Annotated in this window: 25 protein-coding genes; 23 read left to right on the top strand and 2 right to left on the bottom strand. The window is 64.1% G+C overall.

The window, feature by feature from the left end; genetic code table 11:
* Positions 1–106: 106 nt before the first annotated feature.
* Complete coding sequence (locus MHX66_RS01575) at positions 107–1,363, bottom strand: HAD-IB family hydrolase (RefSeq protein ID WP_239198886.1); 1,257 nt, start codon at positions 1,361–1,363, stop codon at positions 107–109.
* 85 nt (positions 1,364–1,448) lie between these two features.
* Between MHX66_RS01575 and MHX66_RS01570 the strand changes: the two genes are divergently transcribed.
* The 23 genes from MHX66_RS01570 (at position 1,449) to MHX66_RS01460 (ending at position 26,495) form a co-directional block, all read left to right on the top strand.
* Positions 1,449–1,736, top strand: a complete 288-nt coding sequence (locus MHX66_RS01570) for a glutaredoxin family protein (RefSeq protein WP_239198883.1) — start codon at positions 1,449–1,451, stop codon at positions 1,734–1,736.
* 151 nt (positions 1,737–1,887) lie between these two features.
* The gene (locus MHX66_RS01565) at positions 1,888–3,351 is read left to right on the top strand and encodes a glutamyl-tRNA reductase (RefSeq protein WP_239198880.1); all 1,464 of its coding nucleotides are present in this window, start codon (positions 1,888–1,890) and stop codon (positions 3,349–3,351) included.
* An 8-nt stretch (positions 3,352–3,359) separates the two neighbouring features.
* A complete protein-coding gene (gene hemC / locus MHX66_RS01560) occupies positions 3,360–4,445 on the top strand; it encodes a hydroxymethylbilane synthase (protein ID WP_239198877.1) in 1,086 nt (361 codons plus the stop codon).
* A 146-nt stretch (positions 4,446–4,591) separates the two neighbouring features.
* Positions 4,592–6,466: a uroporphyrinogen-III synthase gene (locus tag MHX66_RS01555; RefSeq protein ID WP_239198874.1), complete on the top strand. Its 1,875-nt coding sequence runs from the start codon at positions 4,592–4,594 to the stop codon at positions 6,464–6,466.
* A 35-nt stretch (positions 6,467–6,501) separates the two neighbouring features.
* Complete coding sequence (hemB, locus tag MHX66_RS01550) at positions 6,502–7,506, top strand: porphobilinogen synthase (protein WP_239198871.1); 1,005 nt, start codon at positions 6,502–6,504, stop codon at positions 7,504–7,506.
* Positions 7,507–7,574: 68 nt separating this feature from the next.
* Positions 7,575–8,441 (top strand): hypothetical protein, encoded by an 867-nt coding sequence (locus MHX66_RS01545; protein WP_239198868.1) that lies wholly within the window; start codon positions 7,575–7,577, stop codon positions 8,439–8,441.
* Positions 8,442–8,443: 2 nt separating this feature from the next.
* On the top strand, positions 8,444–8,989 hold the full coding sequence (locus tag MHX66_RS01540; protein WP_239198865.1) for a hypothetical protein: 546 nt from the start codon (positions 8,444–8,446) through the stop codon (positions 8,987–8,989).
* Positions 8,990–8,994: 5 nt separating this feature from the next.
* Positions 8,995–11,766 (top strand): cation-translocating P-type ATPase, encoded by a 2,772-nt coding sequence (locus MHX66_RS01535; protein WP_239198862.1) that lies wholly within the window; start codon positions 8,995–8,997, stop codon positions 11,764–11,766.
* A gap of 63 nt (positions 11,767–11,829) precedes the next feature.
* On the top strand, positions 11,830–13,161 hold the full coding sequence (gene hemL / locus MHX66_RS01530; protein WP_239198859.1) for a glutamate-1-semialdehyde 2,1-aminomutase: 1,332 nt from the start codon (positions 11,830–11,832) through the stop codon (positions 13,159–13,161).
* A 109-nt stretch (positions 13,162–13,270) separates the two neighbouring features.
* Positions 13,271–13,876 (top strand): histidine phosphatase family protein, encoded by a 606-nt coding sequence (locus tag MHX66_RS01525; RefSeq protein ID WP_034985255.1) that lies wholly within the window; start codon positions 13,271–13,273, stop codon positions 13,874–13,876.
* A 1-nt stretch (position 13,877) separates the two neighbouring features.
* The gene (locus MHX66_RS01520) at positions 13,878–14,486 is read left to right on the top strand and encodes a TlpA disulfide reductase family protein (protein ID WP_239198856.1); all 609 of its coding nucleotides are present in this window, start codon (positions 13,878–13,880) and stop codon (positions 14,484–14,486) included.
* A complete protein-coding gene (locus MHX66_RS01515) occupies positions 14,487–15,284 on the top strand; it encodes a cytochrome c biogenesis CcdA family protein (protein ID WP_239198853.1) in 798 nt (265 codons plus the stop codon).
* 92 nt (positions 15,285–15,376) lie between these two features.
* Positions 15,377–17,035, top strand: a complete 1,659-nt coding sequence (locus tag MHX66_RS01510; RefSeq protein WP_239198850.1) for a cytochrome c biogenesis protein ResB — start codon at positions 15,377–15,379, stop codon at positions 17,033–17,035.
* Positions 17,036–17,126: 91 nt separating this feature from the next.
* A complete protein-coding gene (gene ccsB, locus MHX66_RS01505) occupies positions 17,127–18,239 on the top strand; it encodes a c-type cytochrome biogenesis protein CcsB (protein ID WP_239198847.1) in 1,113 nt (370 codons plus the stop codon).
* Between the two features lie 48 nt (positions 18,240–18,287).
* Positions 18,288–18,659, top strand: coding sequence for a hypothetical protein (locus MHX66_RS01500; RefSeq protein ID WP_239198844.1), 372 nt, complete (start codon positions 18,288–18,290; stop codon positions 18,657–18,659).
* A gap of 1 nt (position 18,660) precedes the next feature.
* Positions 18,661–19,782: a dTDP-glucose 4,6-dehydratase gene (gene rfbB, locus MHX66_RS01495; protein ID WP_239198841.1), complete on the top strand. Its 1,122-nt coding sequence runs from the start codon at positions 18,661–18,663 to the stop codon at positions 19,780–19,782.
* Positions 19,783–19,896: 114 nt separating this feature from the next.
* A complete protein-coding gene (locus tag MHX66_RS01490) occupies positions 19,897–20,889 on the top strand; it encodes a siderophore ABC transporter substrate-binding protein (RefSeq protein WP_239198838.1) in 993 nt (330 codons plus the stop codon).
* Positions 20,890–20,979: 90 nt separating this feature from the next.
* Positions 20,980–21,981: an ABC transporter permease gene (locus MHX66_RS01485; protein WP_239198835.1), complete on the top strand. Its 1,002-nt coding sequence runs from the start codon at positions 20,980–20,982 to the stop codon at positions 21,979–21,981.
* Positions 21,981–23,039 (top strand): iron chelate uptake ABC transporter family permease subunit, encoded by a 1,059-nt coding sequence (locus tag MHX66_RS01480; protein ID WP_239198832.1) that lies wholly within the window; start codon positions 21,981–21,983, stop codon positions 23,037–23,039. Before MHX66_RS01485 ends, MHX66_RS01480 begins: the two co-directional genes overlap by 1 nt.
* Entirely contained in the window at positions 23,036–23,803 is a 768-nt protein-coding gene (locus tag MHX66_RS01475; RefSeq protein ID WP_370646246.1) for an ABC transporter ATP-binding protein, read from the top strand. The genes MHX66_RS01480 and MHX66_RS01475 overlap by 4 nt, the downstream gene beginning before the upstream one ends.
* Before the next feature lie 55 nt (positions 23,804–23,858).
* A complete protein-coding gene (locus tag MHX66_RS01470) occupies positions 23,859–24,554 on the top strand; it encodes a dTDP-4-dehydrorhamnose 3,5-epimerase family protein (RefSeq protein ID WP_239198829.1) in 696 nt (231 codons plus the stop codon).
* Entirely contained in the window at positions 24,554–25,429 is an 876-nt protein-coding gene (gene rfbA / locus MHX66_RS01465) for a glucose-1-phosphate thymidylyltransferase RfbA (RefSeq protein ID WP_239198826.1), read from the top strand. Before MHX66_RS01470 ends, rfbA begins: the two co-directional genes overlap by 1 nt.
* A 4-nt stretch (positions 25,430–25,433) precedes the next feature.
* Positions 25,434–26,495, top strand: coding sequence for an aminoglycoside phosphotransferase family protein (locus MHX66_RS01460; protein WP_239198823.1), 1,062 nt, complete (start codon positions 25,434–25,436; stop codon positions 26,493–26,495).
* Here MHX66_RS01460 and MHX66_RS01455 read toward each other — a convergent pair whose 3' ends face one another.
* Positions 26,496–26,873 (bottom strand): hypothetical protein, encoded by a 378-nt coding sequence (locus MHX66_RS01455; RefSeq protein WP_239198820.1) that lies wholly within the window; start codon positions 26,871–26,873, stop codon positions 26,496–26,498.
* Positions 26,874–26,879 lie beyond the last annotated feature (6 nt).

The following is a 26,879-nucleotide window of genomic DNA, read 5'->3' as shown; positions in this document are numbered from 1 at the left end:
CGCTGCCGCATATAGAAAGAAACCCACCGCAGGCGCCCTTCAAAAAGGGGCGTGGCCACGGTGGGTTTTTGCGTTCCCGGCGAGCTTTATCGCCGCCTGGCGAACCCTAGCGCCGCTTCAGCACCCACGTGCCCGCTCCGCCGGCCAGTCCCAGCAGGCCAGCCCCCGCCGCCAGCCGCGCCCCGCCGATGCGGCGGAGCGCGCGGCGCACCCGCCGGTAGTCGCGGATCTCCCAGCCGCGTTCCAGTGCTGCCTTGCGCAGTTTGGAATCCGGATTGATCGCCACGGCCGTGCCCACGGTGGAAAGCATCGGCAGGTCGTTCACGGAATCCGAGTATGCGGTGCAGCGCTGCAGATCCAGCCCCTCGTAGTTGGCCAGGGCGATAACGGCGTGCTTCTTCTCCTCACCGTGCAGCATGTGGCCGACCATCCGCCCGGTGAAGCGCCCGTCCTTCACCTCCGCCACGGTGCCGAGCGCGCCGGTGAATCCCAGCTCCTTGGCGATGATCTGCGCTAGTTGCACCGGCGAGGCAGTCACCAGCCACACCTGCTGGCCTGCCTGAATGTGCATGTCGGCCAGCTCCTTGGTGTCCGGGAAGATGCGCTCCGCGATCGTCGCCGCCCAGATCTCCTGGGCCATGTCGATGACCTCGGATTCCTTGCGGCCCTTCACCAGCGCCAGCGCCTGCTCCCGGCCGCTGGAAATGTCGTCCGCGCTTTCTTTGCCCAGTACCCGGAACTTCATCTGCACCCAGATAAAGCCCAGCAGCTGTCGGGCGGTGAAGAAGCGCCGTTTCGCCAGTCCGCGGGCGAAGAGCAGGATCGAGGCGCCCTTGATCAGCGTGTTATCCACGTCGAAGAACGCGCCGACTCCGGCATCCTGTGGGATCGAGGGGTCGGGGTGGTCCAGATGCCGCGGCTTTTCTGCCGACAGCCCCGCGCCCTCCAGGTTGGCCAGCCCGGTGCGCAGCTGGTCGCCCTCGATCTCGTAGCTGTGCGCCAGCTGATCCAGCTGCGCCTCGCTGAGCTCCCAGAGAGCTTGTGGAGCGCCGGTGCCGTACCCGACCTGCAGGTTTTGTGTCGTTTGGGTGGGGTGCTCGTGTTTCTTGGGTTGGGACGCCACTTTCTCCGCCGCCACACGTTCAGCATCTTTTGAGTTCTTTTTGCGCCGGGATTTGCCGAAGCGTTCCTCCCGGAACTCGCGGAGGAAGGACTGCGTCGTCAGGGACAGTGCGCGCAGGTAGCCGCGCCACTCGCTGATAATATCGCGCCATTCTGCCAGTAGACCCGCGTGCTCACCCGCATTCCGGCCAGGAGCCGGGGTGGGGTGGTTCGAAGGTTCTAGATCAGGCGCTGCATTCACACACATTAAGTTACCCCGAAAGTGCGACCAGGGCGCTGCCGAGAGCTATTAGTCCGAAGTTGTGCGGCGGGTAGCATGGAAGGCCGTGAACTCTGACAGTAATTCGCCAGCCCGGCCCGCACGAGTGCAGCTGATCAGCCGCTCGACATGTGGCTCCTGCGCCCGCGTGCACCAGCAAATACTGCCTATCGCACAGCGCTTCGGCACGACGGTGGAAGTGATCGAGCTGGATCGTGGTGGCGTCACCAAAGAAAAAGAGGAATTGGCACAAGAGTTCGGCGACCGCGTGCCCGTAGTGCTCGTCGACGACGAGGAGGTCGCATGCTGGGAAATCGACGATGACGAGCTGATCGCGGCGCTGGAGCAGGACTAGAGCACTGTATAGGCGCTATATAGCAGCCCCGCGAACTCGTTTTGGCAACGGGGTGGGTTAAGGGCTACCGTAGACACTCGTAACTACTTGGGGGGTTTAGCCCCGCACGCGGCCGTTCCCCAAGTGATCCCCGCAGGAGGCATGAAGACATATGAGTAGTAGCACCCGGACTGGTTCCGCGTCGGTGTTGCTGGTCGGACTGTCTTTCCGCTCGGCTCCGGTGACCATGCTGGAGCAGGCGACGGTCGCCGATGCGGACCTGCCGAAGATGCAGCTATCGCTGGTGGATAACGACTTGATCTCGGAATCGCTGGTGCTTTCCACCTGCAACCGCATGGAGTTCTACACGGTCGCCAACGCCTTCCACTCCGGCCTGGATCATGTGGTGGACACGATCGCGCAGTTCTCTGGGCTGGAGACGACCGAACTGGAGCCGCACCTGTACGTGCATTACGCAGACTCCGCGGCCGAGCACATGTTGAAGGTCGCCTCTGGCCTGGATTCGATGGTCATCGGCGAGCAGCAGATCATCGGTCAGCTGCGCAGCGCCTACCAGTCTGCCAACGAGACGGGCACGGTCGGGCGCACACTCCACGACCTGACGCAGCGCGCACTGCGGACGGGTAAGCGTGTGCACTCCGAAACCGCCATCGATTCGGCGGGTGCCTCCATGGTGTCTTTCGCCGTGGACCAGGCGCTGCGCTTCATGGAGCCCGCACGTGCTCTTTCTTCTGTTGTGGATGACGCCCCCTCGTCCCAACCCCTCGCCGGCCACCGCGCGCTGATTATTGGTGCGGGGGCTATGGCATCCCTGGCTTCCACCCACCTGGGCAGACTGGGTATCGACCACGTGACCGTAGCTAATCGCACGCTGTCGCGGGCGGAGAACCTGGTGAACCACGCGCGTGAGGCAGGGGTGGATGCTTCCGCCGTGCCGCTGGACGGGGTGGCAGACTGTCTGAGTGCCGTGGACATTGTGGTTTCCGCAACCGGCGCGGTGGGCAATGTGGTTACCGAGCGGGACGTACGCGCGGCCACGGGGGCAGCTGGTACGAAGGTGCTGATTGATCTTTCCATGCCTGCGGACATCGAGCGTTCCGTGGCGGACATCGACGGCGTGAAGCTGCTGAATATCGAGGAGCTCACGACGATGGCCGGCGATCGGGTGCAGGACGAAGACCCGGCACGCGAGATCGTGGCCGACGAGCTGCAGAGTTTCCTGGAGCAACAACGCGCGCAGTCCGTGGTGCCCACCGTCAAGGCCCTGCGGCAGAAGGCCGGGGAGGTCATGGCCGAAGAGCTGATGACGCTGGAGCGGCTGACCCCCGACATGTCGGAGGCCGACCGCGCGGCTGTGGTCAAGTCGATGAAGCGCGTGGTGGATAAGCTGCTGCACACCCCAACGGTGCAGGCCAAGAAGCTTTCCGCCGGCGGCCAGCAGGTCAGCTACCCGGATGCGTTGGCTGCCTTGTTCAACCTGCCCAACGGGATGGTGGATTCGGTGACCCAGCCGGGGCAGACCGACACCAGGCCGGCCCAGACCGCGGGAACCTCTGCCCGTGCCGATCAAATTCCAAGCGCTACCCGCATTGGCCAGGTAGCGAAGGAGGCTTAAGACTTTTCATGTCCGCAACGTCTAATGGCGCTAATGCCACCAACGCCGCTAACCGAGCGGCCGATGACGGCCGCACTTTCCTGATCGGCACCCGTAGGTCCGCACTGGCTACAACGCAGACCAGCCACGTACGCGCCGGGATGCAATCCGCTGGCTACGCGGCGGAGCTGCATCTGGTGCAGACCCCGGGCGATGCCTCCCAGTCGGCGCAGACCCCGGTCGCGCAGATCGGCGTGGGTGTGTTTACCGAAACGCTGCGCAAGGCCTTGGAAGCCGGCGAGTGCGACGTGGCCGTGCACTCCTTCAAGGACCTGCCGACCGCCCCGGATCCGCGTTTCCGTACTGTCGTCCCGCGCCGGGTGGACCCGCGCGAGGTACTGGTCAGCCGGGACAACCAGCCCCTGCTGGAGCTTCCGCAGGGTGCCAAGGTGGGCACGTCCGCACCGCGCCGCGTTTCCCAGATCCGCGCGGTGCGCCCGGACCTGGAGCTTATGCCGCTGCGCGGAAACATTGATACCCGCATGGGGCGGACGGAAAAGGACCTGGACGCGGTGGTTCTGGCCCGCGCGGGCCTGGAGCGCGTCGGCCAGCTGGACCGCGCCGCGGAGTCGATCGACCCGTCCACGATCATGCCCGCGCCCGCGCAAGGTGCGTTGAGCGTGGAGGTCCGTGCGGATGACGAGGCCGCCTGGCAGGCCGTCCGCCACCTGGATCACCTGCCCAGCCACATGGCCGCTGTGGCCGAGCGGGCTGTGCTTTCCACCCTGGAGGCTGGCTGCACCGCGCCGGTTGCCGCATACTCTGAGTGGGTGGAGCAGGAAGGTACAGAAGGTACTGAAGGCACAGAAGACTCTGAGCAGCGCTACGTCCTGCGCGTATTCGGAGGAGTGTTCGCCATGAATGGCTCCCGCAAGCTGGTGCGCAGCGGCGAGGCCGTCTTCGACATTCCGGATCCGACTGCGGACGAGGGATTCCCCGCTGCCGAGGAGCCCCGCTGGCGCGAGTGCATAGACGCCGCCAGAGCCATAGGCACCGACATAGGCAGAGCATTACTCGAGGACGGTGCCGCCGAGTTAGTGGTTGAGGCCGAATAGCTTTTCTTTGGGACGCCCCCTGCGGCGCCCCTCCCCTCAAACTTCACCGGCACCGTGCACGTAGCCGCCGGGGTTACACGCGCACGGCTGTCCCAAGCAGACTTTTAAGACACAATTACAGACCCGACAAGTTAGAAAGTTCCACTATGACCGATTCCGGAAATACCCAGGTAGGAGGCGCTGATTCCGCCGCAGTGGCGGCAGTCGCCGACCTGGCACCCACTGGATGCGGCCGGATCCTCTTCGTGGGCGCGGGCCCCGGAAACCCGGAGCTGCTGACCATCCGCGCGCGCGACATTCTGGAGACCACCGCCCATGCGTGGGTGGATCCGTCGGTATTGGAATCCGTGCAGAACATCATCGCCACCCGTCTGCCGGTGCCGCAGGAGAAGCTGGATGCCGCCGAGGCAGAGTGGGAGGCGAAGGTAAAGGCCGCCAAGGAGGCCGGCGCGCGTCGCCGACCGCCGCGCCCCACCCCGCCGACTGCTGCGGAGATCGTGCTGGCCGCCCCGGCGGCCACGGATCCTGAGATCGGTACAGAAGCCGGCACTGAAGACCACACAGATGCCGGCGCGGATGTCGGCGCAGAGACCTACGGCGAGCCGGTGCCGGATGCCGTCGCGCCGGATGTTCTGGCCGAGCAGATGGTCGCCTGCGCCAAGGCGGGCAACGACGTTGTCCGCCTCGTCGCCGGCAACCCACTGAGCAACCCGGCGGTCATGCACGAGCTGCAACACGTCGCAGCTAGCTCCGTGGAATTCCAGGTGATCCCCGGCATGACCGGATCCGTGGCCGTTCCCGCCTTCACCGGTATTGGCCTTGGCCCGGACGTCACCGAGGCTGATGTCCGCGGTGGCGCCGACTGGGACCAGCTGGCTGCCTCCGGGCTGCCGTTGATCCTCACCGCCGCCCCGGGTGACCTGGCGACCATCGCGCAGGAGCTGAAGGCCCGCGGCATTGCCGGGACCACTCCGGCGACCGTTACGCTGCACGGCACCACCCGTCGCCAGCGCAGCTACGATGCCACCCTGGACACACTGAAGTCCATCACCACCCAGTCCGGCCCCGCCGCCAAGGATGGCGAGCTGCCCGCCGAGCTGATCGTCACGCTGGGCTCCCAGGTGGGTAATCGCTCCAAGTACTCCTGGTGGGAAAACCGCGCCCTGTACGGCTGGACCGTGCTGGTGCCGCGCGCCAAGAACCAGGCCGGCCCCATGAGCGCCCGCCTGGCCTCGCACGGCGCTATCCCCGTGGAGGTGCCCACCATCTCCGTCGAGCCACCTCGTAGCCCCGTGCAGATGGAGCGCGCCATCAAGGGGCTGGTCGATGGCCGCTACTACTGGATCGTCTTCACCAGCGTCAACGCAGTGAAGGCCGTCTGGGAGAAGCTGCGTGAGTTCGGACTCGACGCCCGCGCCCTGGCGGGCGTGCGCGTGGCCGCCGTGGGACCGAAGACCTCCCAGGCAGTGAAGGATCTGGGAATCACCCCGGAACTGCTGCCGAAGGACGATGCGCGCAACGCCGCGGGCCTAGTGGACGTCTTCCCGCCGCACGACCCGGACCTGGACCTGGTTGACCGCGTGCTGCTGCCGCGCGCGGACATTGCCACCGACGTGCTGGTCGACGGCCTGATCGACCTGGGCTGGGATGTGGAGGACGTCGTGGCCTATCGCACCGTCCGCGCCGCCCCGCCCAGCCCGGAGATCCGCGACATGATCAAGACTGGTGGCTTCGACGCAGTCTGCTTCACCAGCTCCTCGACCGTGAAGAACCTGGTAGGCATCGCGGGCAAGCCGCATGCGCGCACCATCATCGCCTGTATTGGGCCGATGGCCGCACAGACCGCTCGCGAGCACGGCCTGCGTGTCGACGTCATGCCCGAGGCCGCTGGCGTGCCGGAGCTTGTGGACGCCCTCGCTGACCACGTGGCTGACCTGCGCGCCAAGGGACAACTTCCGCCTCCGCGGAAGCGGAGGCGGCGTCGTAAAAAGACGAGCGAGAAGAAGGACACCGGGGCCTAACAAGCCCGTCCGGGCGCGGGAGTAGCATCGTTGGCATGACTTCGAACTACACCCCGTTCCGCCGCCCCCGCCGACTCCGCACGTCCCCGCAGATGCGCAACTTCACTGCGGAGACGGACCTGAACCCCAACCGGCTGGTGTTGCCGATGTTTATCGCCGATGGGCTGGACGCCCCGCGGGACATCACCAGTTTGCCCGGCGTGCAGCAGCACACCGAGGATTCGCTGCTACGCGCGGTGGAGGAAGCCGCGAACGCAGGCGTGGGATCCATCGACCTGTTCGGAGTGCCGCTGGATGAGGACAAGGATGCGACCGGCAGCCAGTCGGTAGCCGAGAATGGCATTCTCAACCGCGGCCTGCGCGCCGTCCGCGAGCGCTTCGGCGACGACATCCTGGTGATGGCCGATACGTGCCTGGACGAGTTCACAGACCACGGTCACTGTGGCGTGCTCGCCACCGACCGCTACGGCCACCAGATCGTGGACAATGATGCCACCCTGCCGCAGTACGCGAAGATGGCGGTTGCGCAGGCCGAGGCTGGCGCGCATATCGTGAGCCCTTCCGGAATGATGGATGGGCAGATCCGGCACATCCGCGAAGCACTAGACGAGGCCGGCCACCAGGACGTATCGATCATGGCCTACTCCGCGAAGTACGCCTCCGCGTTCTTCGGCCCCTTCCGCGAGGCCGTGGGTTCCTCCCTGCAGGGCGACCGCCGCACCTACCAGCAGGACCCCCGCAACCTGCGGGAATCCATCCTGGAAACCCAGCTGGACATCGACGAGGGGGCGGACATGGTGATGGTCAAGCCCGCCATGCCCTACCTGGACGTGCTGCGTGAAGTGGCGAACATGTCCCCGGTGCCCGTGGCGGCCTACCAGGTATCCGGCGAGTACGCGATGATCTCCGCAGCCGCCCAGAACGGCTGGATCGACGAGGAAGCCGCGATCATGGAATCCATCTACGGCATCCGCCGCGCCGGGGCGGACATCATCCTCACCTACTGGGCAACCCGCGTGGCGCAGATGCTACAGGGCTAAGATGCTTAACCACCAGTAATCACAGTAGGCTAGATGGCTGTATGAACAGCACCGACAGCAGCGCACATATGAGCACACAGCAACACGATCCCCGCCTCCAGGGTGGTTCCCAGGGCGGCCCGCAACCGGGGCAGCACGGCCAGCAGCCGGGGCCACAGCGGGGCCAGCAGAACCTGCAGGGGCAGCCGGGGCCGCACGGCCCACAGGGGCCGTATGGTTCACACGGCCCGCAGCAACCCCCGAAGCCACCGAAGCCTCCGAAGGTGGGGCGCAAGGACGGCCTCGCGCCGAACCTCAAGGAGGCACCGGAAGACGTCCGCTACGGCGTATGGGCCTGGCTGGCGGTAGCCGTGCTGCAGCTGCTGGCAAGTGTGGTGCAGTTCGTGGCCAACATTGTCGACCCGCGCGCACTGACCCAGAGCAGCCAGGGCATCCTCGATAGCCAAAGCGGCATGTTCGCCAGCGTTCTTGCAGATCAGGCTGCCTCCGAGATCGCCACGCAGGTAAACATCAGCTCACTGATGTGGGGCATTATCGCCTCGGCAGCCTGTGCCTACTTGGCCTGGCGCGCAGGCCGTGGGGCTCCGTACTCCCGCCTGTTCTTGAACGTCGCCTCCGTGTTCATGATCTTCAACGCGGTGCTCATCACGTTCGCTAGCGGGCCGGACTTCATGCCCGTAGGCTTCGTGCTGCTCATCGGCATCCTGACCATTCTGTCCGGCGTATGCGCTGCGCTGGGCCTGTGGTTTATGTCCCGCCCGGAGAACCACGATTGGCTGGGCATGCCCAGCGTCAAGGAAATGGAGAAGTACTCCAAGGAGATGGAGGAGTACAAGGCGGAAACGCGGCGTCAAAAAGAAGAGCTAAAAAAACAAAAGAACAGCAACGATAGCGACCACACCGATCACACCGACCACACCTGGGGAGGGCGCTAACCATGCCCGCGATGTTTCCCTCGATGGTCCCGAGCGGCCAGGACCCGAACCGCGATGTTAAATACTGGCAGCCCGGTGATCCCACGCCGCGCCTGGTGATCATCAGCTTCGCCATGCTGGTGGTCCTGGGGCTGCTGATGATCTTTTTCGGCGTGCTGGCTCTGACGGCCTCGTGGGATCGCGAGCCGATGAACGCAGAGGAAGCCGAGCACATGGACTTCGTGCGCAACAACGTGCGGATCCTCGGCGGCATCAACGTCGTGGTCGGCGCGGTGCTGGTCTACTTCTCCCGCGGCGTGCGCGACGGCTATCGCGGCAAGCGCCGCCTGGTGCTGTGGTTCGGCGCACTGGGCATCCTGTTCATGCTGGCGGGCTGGGTTTTCGGCTTCACCGGCCCCGGCCAGGCCATCATGGCCTTGCTGTTGGCAGTCGCGCTGCTGCTGGCCTACCGTCCTGCGGTTAACCCGTTTTTTGACGCCGGGCATCGGCTCGACGGGCCTCCCATCGAAGGCGACGGCACCCTGCCGGGCGACAGCCTGCGGAGCTAGCGGAGATGACTGAGCAGGACTCAAAGATCGTCCCGGCCAGCAGCCGGGCGGCGCGAAAAGCTGCCGTGGGTGTCGACGACGTCGACGAGGCCATTCTGAAGGCTCGAGAGGCGGCGGCGAAGGCCGGCTTCGACATGGACCGCACGCCGTCCACCGAAGAGGAAGCCGACCGTGCCGCACGGGAACACTGGGGACTTGCCAGTTTCGCCTACCGCCTGGAAGGGCTGGAATCCGCGGTGGCCGCCACCACCGTGGAGGAGGAACTCAACGATATTCCGGGCGTGCAGGCCGCGGTGGTGTACTCCACCGGCATGGCGTGGATCTCCGCTGAAGATCACGTGCTGCCCGCCCAGATCCAGGAGGTGCTGGAAAAGCACAACCTGGATAGCTGGCTGACGGATTCCTCCCTGCGCCGCCGCGCCTCGCGGCTGGAGATCGAGGAAACGCGCCGCCGCATGCGGCGCCACGCCAGCGACCACCGGCGGGCATGGGCTGCGGCGGAGAGCCGCAAACGGCGCGACCGGAATAAGGTGGAGATGGATAGGTTCCGCCGCCAGAACCCCTTCGACTCCACCGAGGGCCTGCACACCGCCCGACAGCTGATTACGCGCATGCGGTTGATCGTCGCCGTGGTGCTGGGGCTGCCGGTGGTGGTTCTGCAGCTGGTGTCTGCCTGGCAGTTCGACTATTGGCAGTGGGTCTGCCTGGCGCTGGCCACCCCAGTGGTGACGTGGTGCGCGTGGCCCTTCCACCGGGCCTTTTTCGGCGGCTTAAGGCGCGGGCAATCCGCCCTGGATGGAGCCAGCTCCGTGGCGATCCTGCTGGCCTACCTGTACTCAGCCTGTACGTTGATTTTCACTTCTGCCGGCAACGTGGGGTGGCAAACCCATTTGGTGTTGTTCGCCGGAGTGTGGTCCGCGCAGGAAATTGACGGCGCGATCTTCTTTGACGTCGCCTGCGGCGGCACTATCCTGCTGCTCTTCGGCAGGCTGCTATCCCGGCGCACGGCGCTGCGTTCGAAATCGATCCTTTCTGTGCTGACCGTGCCCGCCGCCAAGGAAGTCACGGTGGTGCGCAAGACTCGTAAGTCGAAGACGGAGAAGAAGGACATTCCGATTGCGGAGATCCGCACGGGCGACGACATCATCATTCAAACCGGAATGATGGTGCCCAGCGACGGCGAAATCATCAGCGGTAAATCCCTGGTGGACATGGGGCCGGTCGGTGGCATGCACCGCACTTTCGAAGTTTCTGTCGGCGACCGCATTTATGCTGGTGCTCGCAACCATGGCGGGACTTTGAAGATGCGCGTGCACGCTACGGGATCCTCTACGCGCTTGGCCGCGATGCACCGTTGGGTGCGCGGGTCGGCGCTGGACGAGACCCGCCTGACGCAGCTGACGAACCGCACCGCCAGCCTGCTGGTGCCGTGGGCTTTCGTACTGGCGGCCGTGGACTTTATCGCCTGGCTGGCCATCACTAAGTCCGTCGATGCGGCGATGGCCACCGTCCTATCCCTACTGGCAGTCGTTGCGCCCGTCGCCTTGGCACTGTCCGCGCCGCTGGCGCTGCGCTTGGGCCTGTGGCGCGCTGCCACCTCGGGCGCCCTGCTACGCGATACGAGCACCATCCACAAGCTCGCTGAGGTGGACGCCATCATCTTCAACCGCGTGGGCACCCTCACCGACGGGCCGATGCACGTCATCGACGTCACGCCTGTCAAGGGGGAGAACCCGGACTTGATCCTGCGCGTGGCCGGCGCTCTTTCCCTGGAATCGAACCACGCCGTCTCCCAAGCACTGGTGCGCGCCGACCGGGAGGCGCGCGATAGCGGTGCAGGAGGGGAGGGGATTCCCAACTGGCTGGACGTAGGCGAGGTGAAGATTACCAAGGACGGCACCTTCGAGGGCATGGTGGAACTGCCGATGGAGGGCGAGACGCGGCACGTCAGGGCGCGCCTGTGGCGCCCGCACGATTTGGGTGAGATTCGCGACCCGCGCCTGGCCACGGCCGCTTTGAACGGCGGATCGCCCGTGATCGTCAGCTGGAAGGGCAAGGACCGCGGCGTCATCAACCTGGCCGATAGCTTCAAGGACGATGCCCCGGCCGCGATCGACCGGCTGGAGGACATGCAGCTGGAGACCTACATGCTCTCCCGCGACATCTATCCGGTGGCTCGCCGAACGGCGAACGCACTCGGCATTTCCACCGTGCTGGCCGGTATCGCGCCGAACCGTAAGGAGGCCACGGTGCGCGGCGTGCACGCCATGGGCGTGCGTGTGGCCATGGTGGGCGATAGTGATGTGTTGGGCGCACTGCGGGTCGCGGACGTGGGCATCCTCATGGCATCTTCCAACCGCATAGACCCTACCGCGGCAGAGGAGGTGGATGTGGTGATGCAGCGCGAGGACGTTGCCGCGCTGCCGGATCTGGTGAATCTGGTCCGCCATGTCCGCAACACCACTGACTGGAACGTGTGGCTGTCCTGGACGTACAACGTAGTCGGCGCGACACTGGCGGTCGTCGGTGTGCTCAATCCCCTATTGGCTACGGTATTTATGCTGCTCAGTTCCACTTTGATCGAAAGCCGGAGCGCCCGCATCTTGCACCGTAACTATGCGCGCGGCACACTGCGCCAGACCCACTCGTGGCAGGGCTGGGTGGAGCGCCGGCGGGAGATCCGCGAGTTGCGCAAGCAGGAGAAGCAGCGCGCCGAGGCGATTTCCCTGGCCCGTGCGGAGGCCGCGGACGAGGAGTATGAGCAGTCCCAGCGTTAGCCGCGCTAGGCTGGTGGGGATTGCAAGCTAACCACTAGTGAAGTGGCAGGAAGGATTCCTTTCGTGTCTGTTAATGCCGACCCTCAGCACTCAAACAACTCTTCGCACCAGGCCAGCGAGAAAGCCTTCGATCGGGCTCGCACGCTGATCCCGGGCGGGGTGAACTCCCCGGTTCGCGCGTTCGGATCTGTGGGTGGCACCCCGCCGTTTATCACCTCCGCGCAGGGTTCTACGCTGCACGACGTCGGCGGCAACTCCTACGTGGACCTGTTTTGCTCCTGGGGGCCGATGATCCACGGGCATGCGCACCCGCAGATCGTGGAGGCAGTTCGGGAGGCCGCGGGCCACGGTCTTTCCTTCGGTGCGCCGACCACGATGGAGGTTGACCTGGTGGAGGAGATCGTCCGCCGCACTTCCGTGGAGAAGGCCCGCCTGGTGAACTCCGGCACCGAGGCCACGATGTCCGCCATCCGCCTGGCTCGCGGCTACACGGGCCGCGACAAGATCCTGAAGTTCGAGGGCTGCTACCACGGTCACGTCGATTCGCTGCTGGTGGCGGCCGGTTCCGGCGTGGCTACGTTCGGCCTGCCGGATTCCCCGGGCATCACCAAGGCCGCCGCGGGCGATACCGTCGTGGTGCCCTACCGCGACGTGCAGGCCGTGGAAGATGCGTTTGCCTCCCACGCGGGCGAGATCGCCGCAATCATCGTGGAGGGTGCCGCCGGCAACATGGGCACCGTGAACCCGCATGGCTTCAACGCGGAGCTGCAGCGCATTACCCACGAAAACGGCGCCCTGCTGATCGTCGATGAGGTCATGACCGGCTTCCGCGTCAGCGAGTCCGGCTGGTACGGCAAGGACGGCGTGGCCGGCGACCTGACGACGTTCGGCAAGGTCGTCTCCGGTGGCCTGCCTGCCGCCGCTTTCGGTGGCAAGGCGGAGATCATGGATCACCTCGCGCCGGTTGGCCCGGTTTATCAGGCAGGTACTCTGTCGGGCAATCCTGTTGCCGTCGCCTCGGGCTTGGCTTCTTTGAAGTTGGCTGACGCCGCCGCGTACCAGAAGCTCGACGCGAATGCCGACGCGCTGGCAGGGATTCTGTCCGACGCTTTGACGAAGGCCTCCGTGGCTCACCACATTCAGCGTGCGGGCAGCATGGTGAGCGTGCGCTTCGCCGAGGGGGAGGGCGCGAACTTCGCAGACATGAAGGCCGCGGATACCTTCCGCTACCCGGCCTTCTTCCACGCCTTCCTGGACCACGGAGTGTTCGCCCCGCCGAGCGTATTCGAGACCTGGTTCGTCTCCACGGCACTGACCGATGCCGACTTCGAGAAGATCGCGGCGGCTGCCACCCCGGCTGCGGAGGCTGCAGCGGCGGCCACCCCTGCGGTTTAAGTTTCGCGCTGGGGTCTAATTCAAGGAATCTAAAACCCCAGTAAGAAGCACTTAAAGCAGGGTTTGCCTTACTTGGGTTGGGGTGCCGGGCACGCTAAGCTAGGTGACTATGGCAACGATCGTTCACCTTGTACGGCACGGAGAAGTGCATAACCCGGATCGCATTCTCTATGGCCGTTTGCCCGGCTATCACCTCTCCGAGCGGGGGCGGAACATGGCGCATGCCACCGCAGCGGACCTCGCTGACCACGACGTGGTGTACCTGGCGGCGTCCCCGCTGCAGCGAGCGCAGGAAACCGCCCGGCCTTTCTCCGAGAAGCTGGGGCTGGAGGTCCACACGGACGAGCGCATCATCGAGGCGGGTAACGATCTGCAGGGTCTGCACATCAAGGGCGTGCGCAGCGCGCTGTGGAACCCGAAGCGTTGGCCCATGCTGAAGAACCCCACCATCCCCAGCTGGGGCGAGCCCTACCAGGAGATCGCCGACCGGATGTGGGAGGCCGTCGACGCCGCGCGTGAAAAGGCCCGCGGGCACGAGGCCGTGCTTGTCACTCACCAGCTGCCGATCGTGATGATCCAGCGCGACGTGCAGGGCCTGCCCCTGGCTCACAACCCGGCCGACCGCCAGTGCGAGTTGGCCTCCGTTACCTCGCTGGTATTCGATGGCGGGCAGCTGACGGACATCTTCTATTCCGAGCCGGCGCAGGAGATTTAAGGTGCGCAAAAAGTTAACGGCAGCCCTTGCGGCAACTCTGCTCGCCAGCGGGGCGGCGCTCACCGCCTGCGGTGAGGAAAACACCGCGGGCAAGGACGCTGTGGCCAGCGGCGGAACGTTTGAATTCGTCGCCCCCGGCGGGCAGACCAGCATCCACTACGAACCAGAGGAGCGCAAGGAGGTCGCCGACTTCACCGGCACCAATCTGGACGGCGGCGATGACATTAACCTCTCCGACTTCGAGGGCCAGGTCGTGGTGCTAAACGCCTGGGGCCAGTGGTGCGGCCCGTGCCGTAGCGAATCCGATGACCTGCAGCGTGTTCAGGAGAAGCTGGAGAAGGACGGCGGCGGCACCATCCTGGGCATCAACGTGCGCGACAACGTTAAGGAAAAGCCGCAGGACTTCGTCAAGGACAACGGGATCACCTACCCGTCTATCTACGATCCACCGTTTAAGACCGCCCTGGCGCTTGGCGGCGTGCCGGCCTCCGTGATTCCCACCACCATCGTGTTGGATAAGCAGCACCGCCCGGCTCACATCTTCTTGAAGGAAATCACCGACAAGGAGCTGTGGGAGCAGGTCGAGCCGCTGTTGGACGAGGAAGCGTAAATGATCCTCGCGGAGTCCATCGGAGAGACTTTCGCGGATACGGCCGCAGCCGGTCCGCTACTGCTTGCGTTGCTGGTATCTGCCGCCGCGGGCCTGGTTTCCTTCGCCTCCCCGTGCGTGATTCCGCTGGTACCGGGGTATATTTCCTACCTCGCCGGAGTAGTGGGTGCGGAGACCGAGTTCACGGAACAAGGTGCGGTGGTCAAGGCAAAGCGTGGCCGGGTGGCCACCGCAGCCCTGCTGTTCGTACTGGGCTTCACCGTGGTGTTCGTGCTGGCGACGGTCACGGTCTTCGGGGTGATCAGCGCGCTGACGCCGAACCAGGACCTGCTGATGCGCATCGGTGGCGTGGTCACCATAGCCATGGGCGTGGTGTTCATGGGCTTCATTTCCCCTCTGCAGCGCGACACGCGCCTCAGTCCGAAGCGCTGGACCACCATCGCCGGGGCACCGCTGCTGGGCGGAGTGTTCGCCCTGGGCTGGACACCCTGCCTGGGTCCCACGTTGGCCTCCATCATTTCGGTATCCACCGGTACCCAGGGGATGACCGCCGCCCGCGGTGTGATCTTGATCGTCGCTTATTGTCTGGGCCTCGGGCTACCATTCATTGTCGTGGCGCTGGGGTCCTCGAAGGCGCTGACGGGTATCGGTTGGCTGCGCAAGCACTCCCGCACCATCCAGATGATCGGCGGCGCGCTGCTGATCATTGTCGGCTTGCTGCTGGTCACCGGGCAGTGGGCGGTGTTCGTGGACTATATCCGGGAGGTATTCATCTCGGATAAGACCCTGCCGATCTAAGCCGATTCGCTGCCGTCGGCTTAAGGGAAAAGGTCGCGGCTGAGAAGTGGGCGTCAATAATAACGAGAGAGCGAAAGTACGAAAGAGCAACCATGCTGAAGAAGATCCTGAGTTGGCCGAAGAAGGGCTGGCAGTGGCTCACGAAGATGAAGACTGCCCTGGTGCTGCTTTTCCTGCTGGCGCTGGCTGCGATCCCGGGCGCGCTGCTACCACAGCGGTCGCTCAATGAGGGCAAGGTTGCCGAGTATATTGACGCCAACGGGAAGACCGCCGAGGTTTTCGACAAGCTGCAGCTTTTCGACGTCTTTGGGTCCACCTGGTTTGTGGCGATCTACGTACTGCTGTTTATCTCCCTGGTCGGCTGCATCCTGCCGCGCAGTATCGACCACTACAAAGCCCTGCGTTCCTCCCCGCCGCCAGCGCCGAAGCGCCTGGACCGCATGCCCTACCACTACTCCGGAACCGTCGATGAATCGGTGGAGGACGTGCAGAAATCCCTGCGCGAGGAGTTTAAGGGCTGGAACGTCAACGAGGTCGATAAGGATGACGACCGCGCCGGGGCATGGTCCATGTCCGCGGAGAAGGGCTACCTGCGCGAGGCTGCGAACCTGATCTTCCACCTGTCTCTTGTGGGCATTCTCATCGCGGTGGCGACGGGCAAGATGCTCTACTACGAGGGCCAGGTCATCGTGGTGGCAGGGACGGATACCGAGCAGTCGCAGTTCTGCAACTCCGCGGTCTCCAACTTCGATTCCTTCCGCAACGGCCCGGTGTTCGACGGCACGGGGCTGACCCCCTTCTGCGTGAACGTCAAGGACTTCAAGGCCGACTACCTGCAGAACGGCCAGGCGGTGAGCTTCGAGTCCAACATCGACTACGCGGGTAAGGAGGATGCCTTCAAGCCGACGGATCAGTGGCAGCATAAAACGCTGAAGGTGAATCACCCGCTGCGTATCGAGGGCAACCGTGTGTACCTGCAGGGCCACGGCTATGCTCCGACGTTCACGATTGAGTGGCCGAATGGGGAGAAGCGTACCGAGACAGTGCAGTTCCGCCCGGACGATATGACGTACTTCCTGTCCTCCGGCGCGGTGCGCTGGGATCCGCCCGCGGGCATGTACCCGGATCTGCAGGAGCGTCGCAAGAACCAGATCTCCTTGCAGGGGCTGTTCGCACCATCGGCGGAGTGGACCGGGCCGAACGGCAAGATCCTTTCCTCCAACTTCCCGGCAATGCGCGATCCCGCGGTGGCTGTTGACATTTACCGTGGTGATACTGGCCTGGATGGCGGCCGCAGCCAAAACATCTTCGCGTTGGATTCGGAGGCCATGCACTCCGGCCAGATGCAGATGCTGGATCGAGTGAACCTGGAGAAGGGCGAATCCGTCACCCTGGACGATGGCACGGAAATCACCTTCGACGGTGCCAAGGAGTTTGTGAACCTGCAGATCTCCAAGGATCCGACGACTACCTGGGTGCTGGTGTTTGCCGTGCTGATGCTGGCTTCGCTCGTTGCTTCCCTGGCAGTGAAGCGCCGCCGCTTCTGGGTGCGCATTACTCCGGAGGGCGAGGGCACGCGGATCCAGATCGCCGGGCTGTCCCGTACTGACTCCGCCGGCTGGGGCCGCGAATTCAACCGCCGTGCCGAACGCGTGCTGGGGCTGGAGGAAGAGGCTCTGGACGAAGCCTATGACGTGGATTCCGACGACTGGGAGGACCACATCGATGATCACCTGGCGCCGCGGGGTTGATTTACCCCGAACGGGTGATTGTGGAAGCGCGTGAACAGGCGCTAAGCTGATATTTTGTAGCGATTTAAGACTTTCTTTAGAAGGATTTTCGATGCAGATCGATCCGCAGCTATCCGAATTCTCCGACTTGGCCTTCCGCTCCGCAGAGTCCCTGTACCTGCTGGCGCTTGCCATCTCCCTGGTGTTCTACGGGATGGTCCGCGTAGGGGCGGACCGCCGCCGTCAGCGCGCCGAGGAGCTGGAGAAGCTGCAGGCGGAGCACTCCGCACGCGCTAACTCCACCGCCAAGGTGACCGTCGGCGCAGGCGCTGCGGGCGATGCGGCCGACTCGGATGTCGCCGATGCCGGTGAGGTCACGGGCGACGACGTTGAGCCCGACTTCGCCTCCTTCGAGGCGCAGCTGCCGGAGCGTCTGCGTTCCGAGAGTATCTCCAAGACCCTGGATCGCGCCAACAAGCTCGGTGGCATCACCCAGTCCCTGGTCTGGCTGGCCATCGCAATCCACGCGGTGTTCGTGATCCTGCGTGGCCTGGCCGCCAACCGTTTCCCGTGGGGCAACCTCTTCGAATACGTCGGCGTGGTCACCCTGTTCGCCATGGTCGTCGCCGCGCTCATGATCCGCCGCAAGGCGATGCGCGTCATGTGGCCGTGGATCCTGACCCCGGTCGTTGGCCTGCTGTTCTACGCGGGAACTAAGCTATACGCGGAGACCGCCCCGGTTGTGCCGGCGCTGCAGTCTTACTGGTTCGTCATCCACGTATCCGTGGTCTCTATTGGTGCCGGCATTGGCTTGATCTCCGGCATGGCTTCCCTGATGTACCTGCTGCGCCACAAGTACCCCAAGGGTAAGGAGAAGGGCCCGCTGGGCAGCCTCGCCGCTCCGCTGCCGGACGCCACCAAGCTGGATGCGCTGGCCTACCGCACCGCCGTCTGGGCACTACCGATCTTCGGCCTGGGCATCATCTTCGGCGCCATCTGGGCGGATGCCGCTTGGGGTCGCTTCTGGGGTTGGGATCCGAAGGAGACCGTCTCCTTCATCACCTGGATCCTTTACGCCGCCTACCTGCACGCCCGCGCCACCCCGGGCTGGCGTGGCCCGAAGTCCGCGTGGATCAACGTCTTCGCCTTCGCCACGATGGTCTTCAACCTCTTCTTCATCAACATGGTGGTTTCTGGCCTGCACTCCTACGCCGGCCTGAACTAGCCTGGCGTTAGATTCTTTGTCTTGCCCTAACTGAGGAAGGATCTTCCCGTGACCGAGCACAATGCCGCTCAGCACACCTTCATTTCGGACCTCACTGCCCCGAAGGACGTCGAAGGTGGTCGTGCTGTTCCACAGGTCAAGGTTGAAGCCAATGTCGATGGTGCCCGCGTGGTGCGCCTCGCCTTCCAGTCGGGAGATGTGTTTGCAGATCACAAGGCGCCGAAGCCGATTCTGGTGATGGGGCAGCAGGGGCGCATCGAATTCACTGTCTGGCCCGGTGCTGAAGCTGAAGGTACGCCTGAGGTCGTGGAGCTAACCCCAGGTACCGCAATCCATGTACCTGCCCACCAGCTACACGCTCTGCGTAGCCTCGGCGATGCTCCGGCAATAGCTACGCTGATCCTGCTAACAGGGGAGTAATGTGAGCAGTTTTTCCACCGTCCTTGTCACCGGCGGGGCTGGCTTTATCGGCGCGAACTTCGTTCATCGCACGCTGGAGACCCGGCCGGACGTCAAGGTTCTTATTTTTGACGCCCTCACGTACGCCGCGAACCCACTGAATTTGCGCACTGACGGCGGCACCCCGCTGGAGGTTGCCTATCCGGGACGGGTGGAGTTCATCGAAGGCGACGTGGCGGATGCCTCGGCGTTCCGGGAGGCTCTCGAGCGAGCGATTACGCTTACCGAAGCCGTAGAGGATGCGGGGAACAAAGGTGCTGCCGAGTCCCAGCAGTCTGCCGCCGACCGGGTGGCGATCGTGCACTTCGCGGCGGAAAGCCACAACGATAACTCTCTGGCCACGCCCGCGATCTTCGCCCGCAGCAACGTGGAGGGCACCCTGAACGTCGCCCAGGCGGCCGCTGACCTCGGGGTGCGCCTGCACCACATATCCACCGATGAGGTCTTCGGTGACCTCGCCCTGGACGATCCGAACCGCTTCACGGTGGATACCCCGTACAACCCCTCTTCGCCCTACTCTGCATCCAAGGCGGCGGCGGATCACTTCGTCCGCGCATTTGTGCGTTCGCGGGGGTTGAAGGCCACTATCTCCAACTGCTCGAACAACTACGGCCCGCGCCAGCACCCGGAGAAGTTCATCCCCCGGCAGATTACCGGCCTGATTGAGGGGCACCGTCCCCGCCTATACGGCACGGGGGAGAACGTCCGCGACTGGATTCACGTGGATGACCACAACGATGCGGTTTGGACGATCCTGGATTCCGGCAAGCTGGGGGAGACCTACCTCATCGGCGCGGAGGGGGAGCGCTCCAACCTACAGGTCGTGCGCGATCTGCTGGGGCTCTTCGGCCGTCCGGCGGATGACTTTGTGCACGTCACCGACCGCCCCGGCCATGATCGCCGCTATGCGATTGATCCCAGCAGCATGGCCGAACTAGGGTGGCGGCCGCGCTTCACAGACTTCGCTTCCGGGCTTGCCGAGACGGTGGAATGGTACCGCCGCAATGAGAAGTGGTGGGTTGAGTCTAGGGCGGCGTCCGAAAAGAAATACAGTGCCACCGAACAAGAGATCGATCCCGTGTAGCGTCACCCGCGCGGGGGTGCCCACCCTTTTAAGCAAGGCTTGACTAACTTAGTGGACCCTATGTAAGGTTCGGCTAACCGTATGTTCAGTTAGTTTGAATTTTGTAAGGGAAAAATGGCAAAGAATCGCATCAAGCTGCTGGCCGCACTCTTGGCAGCGGGAATGTCCCTGGCCGCCTGTGGCTCCGCTGACGAGGGTGCCTCGAGCAACCAGTCCAGCGAAAGCACGATCACGATCGAGGATAACGACGGCGAACTGCAGGTGCCGAAGAACCCGAAGTCCGTGGTCGCACTGGATAACCGCAGCTTCGAGATCCTCAATGAGTGGGGAGTGGAACTTTCCGCAGCGCCGAAGAAGCTGGTCCCGGCGAGCGTCACCGATTACAAGGAAAACGAGGAAATCAAGGACCTCGGAAACCACAAGGAGCCCGACTTCGAGGCTCTGGTGGCAGCCCAGCCGGACCTGGTGATCAGCGGCCAGCGGTTCAAGGACCGCGACGAGGAGATCAAGGAACTGGTCCCGGATGCAGCCGTCGTGGAGCTGGAGCCCCGCGAAGATAAGCCGATGGACGAGGAACTGATCCGCCAGATCACCACCCTGGGCGAAATCTTCGACAAGAAGGACGAAGCCGACAAGATGGTGGAGGACTTCAACAACGCGAAGGACCGCGCGAAGGAGGCCTATGACAAGCTGGACGGCGACAAGAAGGTCATGGCCGTCAACGTCTCCGGCGGCGAAATTGGCTACGTTGCGCCGCACGTCGGTCGCGTATGGGGTCCCGTGTTCGACTGGCTGGGCATGGAACCGGCGCTGAAGGTCGACAACGCCTCCAGCAACCACGAGGGCGATGACATCTCCGTCGAGGCCATCGCAGATGCGAAGCCAGACTGGATGCTGGTGATGGACCGCGACGGTGCCATCAACGCGGACAAGCCGGATTACTCCCCGGCAGCAGACGTGATCAAGCGCTCCGATGCTCTGAAGGGCGTGCCGGCGCTGAAGGAGGATCACGTGATCGTGGCACCTCAGGATACCTACGTCAATGAGTCGATCACGACCTACACCGAGATCCTGAACTCCATGGCAGACGCCTTCGAAGGGAAGTAAGGCGCTAACGCCGCACACCTCCGTGCAGCAACACGCATTGCCGCCGTGCGGCAGCGCGCACCACCATAGAAAGTGAATTGACCAGCTGGAATGACTGCTCAGAGCACTACGTCACCCGAGGTTCGCAACGAACCTCGGGTTGCGCGTACCCGGGGAAAGCTCTTCGACTGGAAGTTCCTCGTCGCCGCAGCGATTGTGGGGGCGCTTCTCGTCGCCAGCCTGTTGATCGGCGAATACGACGTTTTCAACGCGCAAGATGGCATCGACATGTTCTCCATCACCCGCGTCCCGCGCACCATCGCATTGGTGTTGGCGGGCGCGGCGATGGCTATGTGCGGGCTGGTGATGCAGATGCTCACGCAGAACCGCTTCGTCTCACCGACCACCACCGGCACCACCGAGTGGGCGGGCCTGGGGCTGCTCTTCGTGATGGTCGTCTTCCCCGGGGCGACTGTGATGGGGCGGATGATCGGCGCCGTCGTGTTTTCTTTCGTCGGTGCGATGGTGTTTTTCTTCTTCCTACAGCGGGTATCGCTGCGCTCCTCGCTGATCGTGCCGATTGTGGGCATCATGTTGGGTGCGGTTGTCTCCGCGGTCTCCACCTTCGTCGCCCTGCAGACCGACATGCTGCAGCAGCTGGGTGTGTGGTTTGCCGGTAGCTTCACCTCCGTCTATAAGGGCCAATACGAAGTGCTGTGGGTGGTGCTGCTGGTCGTGGTGGGCGTGTTCCTGCTGGCTGACCGGCTAACCCTGGCTGGCCTGGGCGAGGACTTCGCAACGAGCGTGGGCATGAACTATCGGCGAATCGTGCTGGTGGGTACCGTGATGGTCGCCATTGCCGTGGGCGTGGTGACAGTCGTGGTCGGTAACCTGCCCTTCCTGGGGCTGATCGTGCCGAACATCGTCTCGATGATCCGCGGTGACGACCTGCGCAGTAACCTGCCGTGGGTGTGCCTGGTGGGCATCGCCACCGTCGCCGCCTGTGACCTACTGGCCCGCACACTGATCTCGCCTTTCGAGATCCCCGTTTCCGTGGTGCTGGGCATCGTCGGCGCTGTGGTCTTTGTTGTGCTGATTGTGAGGAACCGCTAATGACGAACCAAACCCTCGAGCGGCTGGTGCCGCAGCGTTTGCTCTCGGGCACGCCCGGCCGCTCCTCAGGCGCGTTCCCCACGCAGTCGATGGCGGCGAAGTACTGGCTGGTCCTGGGCATCATCGTCGTCCTGGGTGCGGCTTCCGCGGTGGGGCTGCTGGCCTATGGCAACCCGATGCCCTTCGGCACGCGCGGTTTCTGGCTGCTGGCGGAGCGCCGCATGAACGCGGTGATCGCCATCGCTATCGTCGCGGTTGCCCAGGCCGTGGCCACGGTGGCGTTCCAGACGGTGACGAATAACCGCATCATCACCCCGTCGATCATGGGGTTCGAGTCGCTGTACGTGGCCATCCACACCTCCACCGTGTTCTTTCTGGGTGGCAGCGGTCTGGTGGAGGCCCGCACCATGACCACCTACATCATCCAGCTGGTGCTCATGGTGGGCTTCGCGCTGCTGCTGTATTCCTGGCTGCTCACCGGCAAGAACGCGAATATGCACGCGATGTTGCTGGTCGGCATTGTTATCGGGGCAGGTTTGGGGTCGGTGTCTACCTTTATGCAGCGCCTATTGACGCCCAGCGATTTCGACCTGCTGACCGCCCGCCTGTTCGGGTCGGTGAATAACGCGGAGCCAGAGTACTTTCCGATCTCTATCGCGCTGGTTGCCGTGGCCGCGGGCGCGCTGCTGTTGATGTCCCGTACTCTCAACGTGTTGGCCTTGGGGCCGGATGCGACGACGAACCTGGGCATTAATCACCGGGGCAAGGCGATCGTGGTGCTCATCCTGGTCGCGGTCCTCATGGCCGTCTCCACCGCGCTGGTCGGCCCGATGGCCTTCCTGGGATTCTTGGTGGCCACGCTGGCCTATCAGTTCGCGGGCACCTCCGATCACCGCTATGTCTTCCCGATGGCCATTGCCACGGCCTTCTGCGTGCTGGCGGGCGCGTACTTCGTGATGAATCACATCTTCTACGCGCAGGGCGTAGTCTCGATCATCATTGAGCTGGTAGGCGGTACGGTGTTCCTCTACGTCATTCTCAGAAAGGGGCGACTGTGATCAAGCTGTCCGAAGTCACTAAGAAATATAGTGACGCCTCCGGCTCCGGAGCCAGCATCGGTCCGGCGAACCTGGAAATCCCCGCCGGGGGAGTGACCTCCCTGGTCGGCCCCAACGGCGCGGGCAAGTCCACTCTGCTCACCATGATGGGCAGGCTGCTGGATCTGGATGAAGGCACCATCGAGGTCGCCGGCTTTGACGTGAGCACCACAAAATCCAAGGACCTGGCGAAGGTGCTGTCGATCCTGCGGCAAGAGAACCACTTCGTCACCCGCCTGACGGTTCGCCAGCTGGTGGGGTTCGGCCGCTTCCCATACTCGAAGGGAAGGCTGACGCGGAAGGACGAGGAGATCATCTCCACCTATATCGACTTCTTCAACCTCCGCGAGCTGGAGAACCGCTACCTGGATCAGCTCTCCGGCGGGCAGCGGCAGCGCGCTTATGTGGCGATGGTGCTGTGCCAGGAGACCGACTATGTGCTGCTGGACGAGCCGCTGAACAACCTGGACATCGCCCACGCGGTGCAGATGATGAAGCATCTGCGCCGGGCGGCCTCGGAGTTCGGCCGCACCATCATTGTGGTGCTGCACGACATCAACTTCGCGGCGAAATATTCGGACAACATCTGCGCCGTCAAGGACGGGCAGATCGTGCGTTTCGGCACCCCGGAGGAGCTCATGATCGACGAGATCCTAACCGACATCTTTGACACCCCCGTGACCGTCGTCGACGGCCCCGATGGGCCCATGGCCTGCTACTTCTAAGCCCGCCGCCTAACCTTTCCGTTGGCTGTCCGGCTGCGCCGCTAAAGTAGAAACCATGAGTGAAACCACCCCGCGCACCGACGAGCTACTGGCAACCGCTGCACCGGGCAGCATTGTGGATCTTCCCATCCCTGGCGCCTGGGCTTATGTGCCGAAGGTGCATGGCGACGAGCGCGGCAGTTTCCACGAAAGCTTCAAGGCGGAGGCTTTCGGCGAGAAGCTGGGCTACCCCTTCGAGGTGGCCCAGGGGAATCTTTCACGTTCCTCCCACAACGTGGTCCGGGGCATTCACTTGGCGGATGTGCCGCCGGGGCAGGCGAAGTTCGTCAGCTGCCTTTCCGGTGCCATCACGGACGTGCTGGTGGATGTTCGAGTGGGCTCGCCGACATTTGGCCAGCACATCACCGTGGAGCTGTCTGCGGAGAATAACTTCAGCGTCTACGTGCCCCTGGGTGTGGGCCACGGGTTCCGCGCACACACCGACCAGACGACCGTGAACTACCTGGTCACCGAGGCATACAACCCGCAGAGGGAATATGGTATCGACCCGTTTGATGCGGAACTGGCTGTAGCTTGGGGCGTCACTAAGGAACAAGCCGTACTATCCACCAAGGACGATTCGGCGCCGAGCTTGAGCGAGGTGCGCGACCGCCTGCCCGAATACCGCGAGGTGCGGGCATGGGAGGCTCAGCTGCGCGCCGACTGGGCCGAGGCGCTGCAGGCCGCCGACGAGTGGGAGCAGGCCGACTGATGAAGGGCATCATTCTGGCCGGGGGAACCGGCTCGCGGCTGTGGCCGATTACGCAGGGCATTTCCAAGCAACTGGTGCCCGTGTACGACAAGCCGATGATCTACTACCCGCTGACAACTCTGATGCTGGCGGGCATCCGCGACATCCTGGTGATCACCACGGGTGCGGACGCGCAACAGTTCCGCGGGCTGCTGGGCGACGGCTCGCAGTTCGGCGTGCAGATCAGCTACGCGGTGCAGGACCAGCCGAATGGCCTGGCGGAGGCCTTCATTGTGGGCGAGGACTTCATCGGCGACGACGCGGTGGCTCTGGTGCTGGGTGACAACATCTTCTACGGCACCGGCCTGGGCACCCAGCTGCGGCGCTTCCACAACCCAGACGGAGGGGCGATCTTTGCCTACTGGGTGGCCGAACCCGAGGCATACGGAGTGGTGGAGTTCGACCGCGAGGGCACGGCCCTGAGCTTGGCGGAAAAGCCCGCGGAGCCGAAGTCCAACTATGCAGTTCCCGGACTGTACTTCTACTCCAATGACGTGGTGAAGATCGCCAAATCCCTGGAGCCCAGCGAGCGTGGAGAGCTGGAGATCACGGACATCAACCGCCGCTACCTGGCGGAGGGGCGCCTGCACGTGGAGGTGCTGCCGCGCGGTACCGCCTGGCTGGACACGGGAACGGTGGACGACCTGGCCGCCGCCGGCGACTTCGTCCGCGCCGTCGAGCAGCGGCAGGGCCTGAAGATCAGCTGCCCGGAGGAAGTCGCGTGGCGCCTGGGCTACATTGACGATGCGGAGCTGCAGGCATCTGCGTCAAAGTTGGGCAAGAGCGCCTACGGGCAGTACCTCAGCGCGCTGCTGAAGCGTGGGAAAGAGCGGTAGACAAGTGGCTATTTCGATCGAGACCATCCCGGAGATGGTGGCGCGCACCTGGCGTGACCTGGAATGGACGGGCCAGCGAGTGCCGAAGCAGGGCATTGACCACGCAGTATTGATCCTGGACGGGCTGCGCTCAAAGGAGTATGAACTCAACGACATGCTGCCTGAGTCCGTAGTGGTGCGCGTGCCTTTCGAGAAGGAATACCGGGAACAGGCGATGCTGGAATCCTCACTGATCGCGCAGCTGTTCCGCCGCACCAAAGTGCGGGTGCCGGGGACGGTGCGGCAGGCCTACGCGCGAGGGACCTTCAACACCGCCGAGCCCGTGATGCTGACCATGCAGACCGAGCTGCTGGGCGAACCGCTGACCGCTGAGCTCTGGCAGACGCTGTCCACCAGCCAGCGCGCGTGGGTGGCCGAGCAGCTGGGCAGCCTGCTGGCCACGATGCACGCCTTCGACCCGGATGTGCTGCCGATGAGCCGCGTGGATTCCTGGTGGACCGACGGCGAGGCGACCAGTGAGTTGAACCACGCGCCACGCACCCTGCCGGGCAAGCTGGAACTGATGAAGTCCCGCGCGGATACGATTCTGGCCCCGCACCTGAGCGCTGCAGAGGCGGACTTCGTGGAGCGCGTGTTTGCGCAGGTGGACGAGTTGATCTCCCGGCCGGAGCAGCAGCGCGCCCTGACCCACGGGGAGCTGCACGAGGATCACATGCTGTGGAATGCCGAAGGCGGAGTGGGCGTGATCGACTTTTCCGACATGACCGTCGGCGACCCCGCCTTGGACTATGCGCACTTCGCGGGCATCGCCCCGGAACTACCGAAGATGGTTTACGAACAGGCAATCATCCAGCACGAGCAGCGCCGCCAAGCCCCCGTTGTGCCGGGTGTGCCGCAGCCGATGCCGGGGCCGCTGTACCGCGCGCCCGATGGTGGCCGCACCTCCGAGAGCGCCGAGGATACTGGTGTGCTGCGCCGCGCGGAGGTCTACAAGGACTGGGACAACATCTTCCTGCTGATCGACCACTACCGCACGGGCCGTTCGCCGCGCATGGAGCTGCTTTAGTTAATCCCCGTCTTTCGGAGCGTCCGGACCGTCCGTGTTTTCCGGGCCATTCGGCCTCTGCTCGTCGCGGGTGTTCTCGCTGCGCTTGTCGCCGCGTGCCTCGCGTTGCTGCTGTTCGCGGAGCTCCTGGCGGCGCTTCCGCTCGGCCTCTTCCGCGTCCTTGGCCTCCTGCGCGCGCCGCTTCTTGAAACGCTCTTTTTCGATGTTCCACAGAAAGTCCGGGTCGTCGTCCGGCCCCTTGTGGCTTAGCCCTTCTTGTTTATTATTGACGCCCCTACGCCTCAACGGCGCCCCATTTCCCCAGGTCTGTGGACCGAATGCCTTCCACAGCAGCACGATGGTGACGATGATCAAGATGAGCAAAACGAGGCGACCCATGGCTTC

It is taken from the genome of Corynebacterium sp. ACRPH, assembly GCF_022347285.1.
GTDB lineage: Bacteria > Actinomycetota > Actinomycetes > Mycobacteriales > Mycobacteriaceae > Corynebacterium.
Note: the sequence above shows the minus strand (reverse complement) of the source record. Positions and strands in the feature narration are given on the sequence as shown.

Bases quoted from the DNA above. Each gene is read 5' to 3' on its own strand.
- MHX66_RS01525 (WP_034985255.1), top strand. From the start codon at position 13,271: ATGGCAACGATCGTTCACCTTGTACGGCACGGAGAAGTGCATAACCCG.
- ccsB (WP_239198847.1), top strand. From the start codon at position 17,127: ATGCAGATCGATCCGCAGCTATCCGAATTCTCCGACTTGGCCTTCCGC.
- hemB (WP_239198871.1), top strand. From the start codon at position 6,502: ATGACTTCGAACTACACCCCGTTCCGCCGCCCCCGCCGACTCCGCACG.
- MHX66_RS01480 (WP_239198832.1), top strand. From the start codon at position 21,981: ATGACGAACCAAACCCTCGAGCGGCTGGTGCCGCAGCGTTTGCTCTCG.
- MHX66_RS01510 (WP_239198850.1), top strand. From the start codon at position 15,377: ATGCTGAAGAAGATCCTGAGTTGGCCGAAGAAGGGCTGGCAGTGGCTC.
- MHX66_RS01540 (WP_239198865.1), top strand. From the start codon at position 8,444: ATGCCCGCGATGTTTCCCTCGATGGTCCCGAGCGGCCAGGACCCGAAC.
- MHX66_RS01535 (WP_239198862.1), top strand. From the start codon at position 8,995: ATGACTGAGCAGGACTCAAAGATCGTCCCGGCCAGCAGCCGGGCGGCG.
- MHX66_RS01485 (WP_239198835.1), top strand. From the start codon at position 20,980: ATGACTGCTCAGAGCACTACGTCACCCGAGGTTCGCAACGAACCTCGG.
- hemC (WP_239198877.1), top strand. From the start codon at position 3,360: ATGTCCGCAACGTCTAATGGCGCTAATGCCACCAACGCCGCTAACCGA.
- MHX66_RS01515 (WP_239198853.1), top strand. From the start codon at position 14,487: ATGATCCTCGCGGAGTCCATCGGAGAGACTTTCGCGGATACGGCCGCA.
- rfbA (WP_239198826.1), top strand. From the start codon at position 24,554: ATGAAGGGCATCATTCTGGCCGGGGGAACCGGCTCGCGGCTGTGGCCG.
- MHX66_RS01470 (WP_239198829.1), top strand. From the start codon at position 23,859: ATGAGTGAAACCACCCCGCGCACCGACGAGCTACTGGCAACCGCTGCA.
- MHX66_RS01545 (WP_239198868.1), top strand. From the start codon at position 7,575: ATGAGCACACAGCAACACGATCCCCGCCTCCAGGGTGGTTCCCAGGGC.
- MHX66_RS01490 (WP_239198838.1), top strand. From the start codon at position 19,897: ATGGCAAAGAATCGCATCAAGCTGCTGGCCGCACTCTTGGCAGCGGGA.
- MHX66_RS01455 (WP_239198820.1), bottom strand. From the start codon at position 26,873: ATGGGTCGCCTCGTTTTGCTCATCTTGATCATCGTCACCATCGTGCTG.
- MHX66_RS01565 (WP_239198880.1), top strand. From the start codon at position 1,888: ATGAGTAGTAGCACCCGGACTGGTTCCGCGTCGGTGTTGCTGGTCGGA.
- MHX66_RS01555 (WP_239198874.1), top strand. From the start codon at position 4,592: ATGACCGATTCCGGAAATACCCAGGTAGGAGGCGCTGATTCCGCCGCA.